Source organism: Methylorubrum zatmanii, assembly GCF_014845115.1.
GTDB classification, from domain to species: Bacteria; Pseudomonadota; Alphaproteobacteria; order Rhizobiales; family Beijerinckiaceae; genus Methylobacterium; species Methylobacterium zatmanii.
In genome coordinates, this window is sequence record NZ_NKUI01000037.1 from 1 (window position 1) to 3,584 (window position 3,584).

Genomic DNA, 3,584 nt, shown 5'->3' on the forward strand with positions numbered 1-3,584 from the left:
TGTCCAAGCCGAAGCCGGCATACGGGATTTCTTGCTGTCCCGTGGGCCCCGGAATGTGTAAAAGAGACAGGTTCATAACAGCCTCTAGACCAAGCTCGGTCCAAATCGCTTCCATCTCAGCTCTTGATTGCTGCTGCTCGGCGTGTACGGTCGCGGCCCATCGTGGGGAGCATGACCTTGACAGCAACAACCAAAACCGCAGCGCTTAATGAGCGGAACGAGGCATCTTTAGCGGCTCGCCCGTGGAAGCAGCCGGGGTACCGCTATCGGCCAATGTCGCAGCATGCGCAGGAAGGCCACGATTTTCGAGCGACACATCCATTCTATGGATGGGCAGACGTGCGGGTCGACGACCTGTCGCTTACGATGTACTCGAACTCTGACGATGGCGTGGCGATGGTCTACCACGCCTTCGGCCCTGACAGCTATGAAGCAGCGAGCGTCGCTATTTGGTTAGAGATCGCACGTATCTCCACCAAGGTTGCGGACGTAGGGGCTTTTACAGGCCTTTACGGCATGCTCGCTCAAATCGCGGTGCCGAGCGCGAAGGTCATCCAGGTCGAGCCCAACTCCGCGGTCCGTGCACGGCTTTCTACGAACTTGGTCGCCAACGATCTGTTCGGAAAGATCTCCGTGGTCCCCTATGCGGTGGCGAAAGAGATCGGGACGCTCGCCCTCCACATCGCTTGGGGAGAGAGCATTTTGGACACCGGCTCGTCACTGATCGCGCCAAAACGCGCCTGACTGGTTGCCAGTCCGTACGGAGATCGTGACAGCTGCCCCGTTAGATATGATCCTGCCACAACACGACCTATCTGCGCCGGACCTAATGAAAATCGATGTCGAAGGGGTAGAGCACATTGCATTAGCTGGGCTTCGCCAGACGCTGCATTCGCGGCCGACTCTTCTGCTGGAGGTACAGGGTCACGAGAAATTCGTCGCCTGCCATACCATTCTCGCAACGTATGGTTACCGCATCTATGCGATCGACGACGAGGCGCTGACGCTCATCCCATACGACGAAAGCGGTCCCCAGGAATGGTTCGCGCGCCACGTTGGCGCGAGGGTTCTGAACTATCTCTGCGTCACCCGCGATCAACATTTCGCGCTGGCTGAACGTGGGATTGGTCGTATCCGTGCGATGATGAGATGACCATCGCGCCTTTAGTCTTCGCATGACTTGAAGTTGTCTTGGTGCAGGTGAAATCGCCTGCAGTCGGAAGAGAGGCGGCCAAGCAACGACTTGCTTGCACAATAGATTTATCTAGCTGGCAGAAAGATAATCTGCCAGCTTTGTTGATGACATAAGAGAAGCCTGATGGCCTATGCAGGTCCGACGATTTTCATTGATAAATAGGCGGCTATGGGTGTCACCCTGATCGAAAGTCTAGCGATTATTCGGTCTTGCCAATCGCAGACTTCAAGAAATAACAACAGTGTTCTGGCGCTCTCAGATGTCCTCGACAGCGCCCTTCTCTGCGACGTTCCTAAACTGGTTGGGTCGCGGCTGTCTATGATTCAAGATCTTGAAATCTCGAAAAGTTTTTCCGCGACAACTTTTGCCTCTGGCAGGTATCGGGCTGTCAGATACCCCTCCTGTTGTGGCAGCACTTGCATAGCGGTCGGGTAGTAGTAACCTGCAGAGTTCCGGTTCAGTCTATCGATTATAGTATAGTTTGAGTTGATTTGTTCCGTAACGTTGAGGCAGATTATATTTCTGGGGGGGCAAAAGATACTTGTATGAAGAAATGAACCGGCCGACGCGATTATATTTTTTGCACAAGACATCAATATTAACTGGTCTTCAAAAATCAGTTCCTCTGGATAAACGATTTGTGCGCCTTTTTCGCGCATGTATTCTTCAACTTCAATCTCGTTCGTAATGATACCGACGGCTGATTTAAGCCTGGTTTTCGAAAAATACAAAGTTTCAACGCTTTCCGACAAGTCACTATTTTGCAATATCCTGCTGCCGATGTCGTGACAGAGGGTTTTATATTTGACGAAACCCGCACGCTGCTCTTCGAAGCTGGTTTTTGAAATAACGACGTGCTTAATTTTCGTTGGGCTTACAAATCTTGCGAAATCTGCCGGCCCCAATCCCAGCATCGAAAGAATGGTTTTTATGTATGGGACGGAAAAAATCTGCTCAACGGACATCGGCCCATGGTACAGTAATTTAGTATTTGGTGTTTTTATTTTTGCGACATTCCAGAATCTCGGAAGAGTGTTGACTAGGAAGTGCCCATAGTGAAAGTTAATGCGCCCTACATAAATATATGTTGTGTCATGTTTCTCTGCTGCTGCCACATCGATCCGGCCTTCGCCCGGAAGACGTTGGTCTCCCGGTATGTGAACTCCTTCACGGAAGTCGATTGCCTCTAAGACCGGTCTGCCATCTGAGCCAAATAATCCCCAGACGCTGCCGTGACTGTATGGCAGATAGACACAATCATCGACGACCCGGACTTGCGGGTCATCGTCATGAATATCTGCTGATCCCCATAGGAGCGTGCAGCGTTGCAATGAAGTCATAAAAGTACTCGGTCGGTTAGTAGTTGACTCGCAAGTCTTCATTTCCGATCATTTTCATGTGCTTGTTGATGAGCGGTGATTTTTCGAAGACAAGAATGCTGTCGTATGCGGTCATTGCGACCGTCTGGCGAGTGAACTTGCTGGGCGTAACAGTGCCGTCGCGAATATGGTCCGCATTCAGGTCGTCGATGAGGCCCTTAAATCGCTCAATGATCGACCTCGGATCGCCGCGACCGCCACCGTACTCCGGCCAGTATGCAGTGTGCATGTCCTCGATCATGTACACGCCGTTCGAAGCTATCCGGTCGTATAGAAACTGGAAGCTTTCCGTCACGTGCTGCATGTGATGACTGCCGTCATCAAGCACTGCATCTGGGACGCCAAACTCGTCAATAATCGACTGCAAAAATTTGGGATCCGATTGGTCGCCGATCCGAACAGCTACCTGCTCGTCCTCGTACTGACGGCAAACCTCATTGATATCGATTGTTACAATGCGAGCCAGTGGCCCCAGCCACCGCTTCCACATCTGCGATGATCCGCCGTTTCCCGCGCCGATTTCTAGAAAAGTGACTGGCTGGCCGACATACTTGCCGAAGTGTCGCTCGTATGCGAAAAAGTAGTGGCCAGACTTGTGGATTGGCCGTCCGGTATTGTTGAGAAAGAGGTCATAGAGCGACATTTGATCTACCTGTATTCGTTTTGCTGCGAATTTTGCGCTTCTTGATTGCTTTGTGGTGGTAGCCAAAAGGCTGCGAAAGACACCCTTGGAACTCCTACCAGAGCATCGAGCCGATTGCCACCTGGGGAAGCTGCCCGTAAGCGGTCGAGCTACATCGTTGGCGAGGGAGCGCGAGCGGTTCGGTGATCCCGGGTCGCCTCCTGAAGGCTCGCCGAGCGCTAGCTTTTAGAGCCGTGTCTGAGCGGGTTGGGACGTTGATTGGTGAAGGAGGATGTGTGGAGGCTCAATAGGTTGTCCTCGGCCAAGCCGAGGCGGCTGATGGGTGTTTTGCCGTTGATGCCGCCGTGCGGGGAGCTATGCAGGATTT

The 3,584-nt window shown here is 52.4% G+C and carries 4 protein-coding genes; 2 read left to right on the forward strand and 2 right to left on the reverse strand.

What is annotated here, in order from left to right; translation table 11 throughout:
• Positions 1–339: 339 nt before the first annotated feature.
• Positions 340–744 carry a class I SAM-dependent methyltransferase gene (locus MZTS_RS04690; RefSeq protein WP_192282171.1) on the forward strand — a complete coding sequence of 135 codons (405 nt, stop codon included), beginning with the start codon at positions 340–342 and terminating at the stop codon, positions 742–744.
• Between the two features lie 4 nt (positions 745–748).
• Entirely contained in the window at positions 749–1,153 is a 405-nt protein-coding gene (locus MZTS_RS04695) for an FkbM family methyltransferase (RefSeq protein WP_281397006.1), read from the forward strand.
• Between the two features lie 365 nt (positions 1,154–1,518).
• Here MZTS_RS04695 and MZTS_RS04700 read toward each other — a convergent pair whose 3' ends face one another.
• On the reverse strand, positions 1,519–2,535 hold the full coding sequence (locus tag MZTS_RS04700; RefSeq protein WP_192282173.1) for a glycosyltransferase family 61 protein: 1,017 nt from the start codon (positions 2,533–2,535) through the stop codon (positions 1,519–1,521).
• A gap of 16 nt (positions 2,536–2,551) precedes the next feature.
• A complete protein-coding gene (locus tag MZTS_RS04705) occupies positions 2,552–3,217 on the reverse strand; it encodes a class I SAM-dependent methyltransferase (protein WP_192282175.1) in 666 nt (221 codons plus the stop codon).
• Positions 3,218–3,584: the final 367 nt, after the last annotated feature.

Coding starts and splice junctions, on each gene's coding strand:
- MZTS_RS04700 (WP_192282173.1), bottom strand. CDS start 2,535: ATGACTTCATTGCAACGCTGCACGCTCCTATGGGGATCAGCAGATATT.
- MZTS_RS04705 (WP_192282175.1), bottom strand. CDS start 3,217: ATGTCGCTCTATGACCTCTTTCTCAACAATACCGGACGGCCAATCCAC.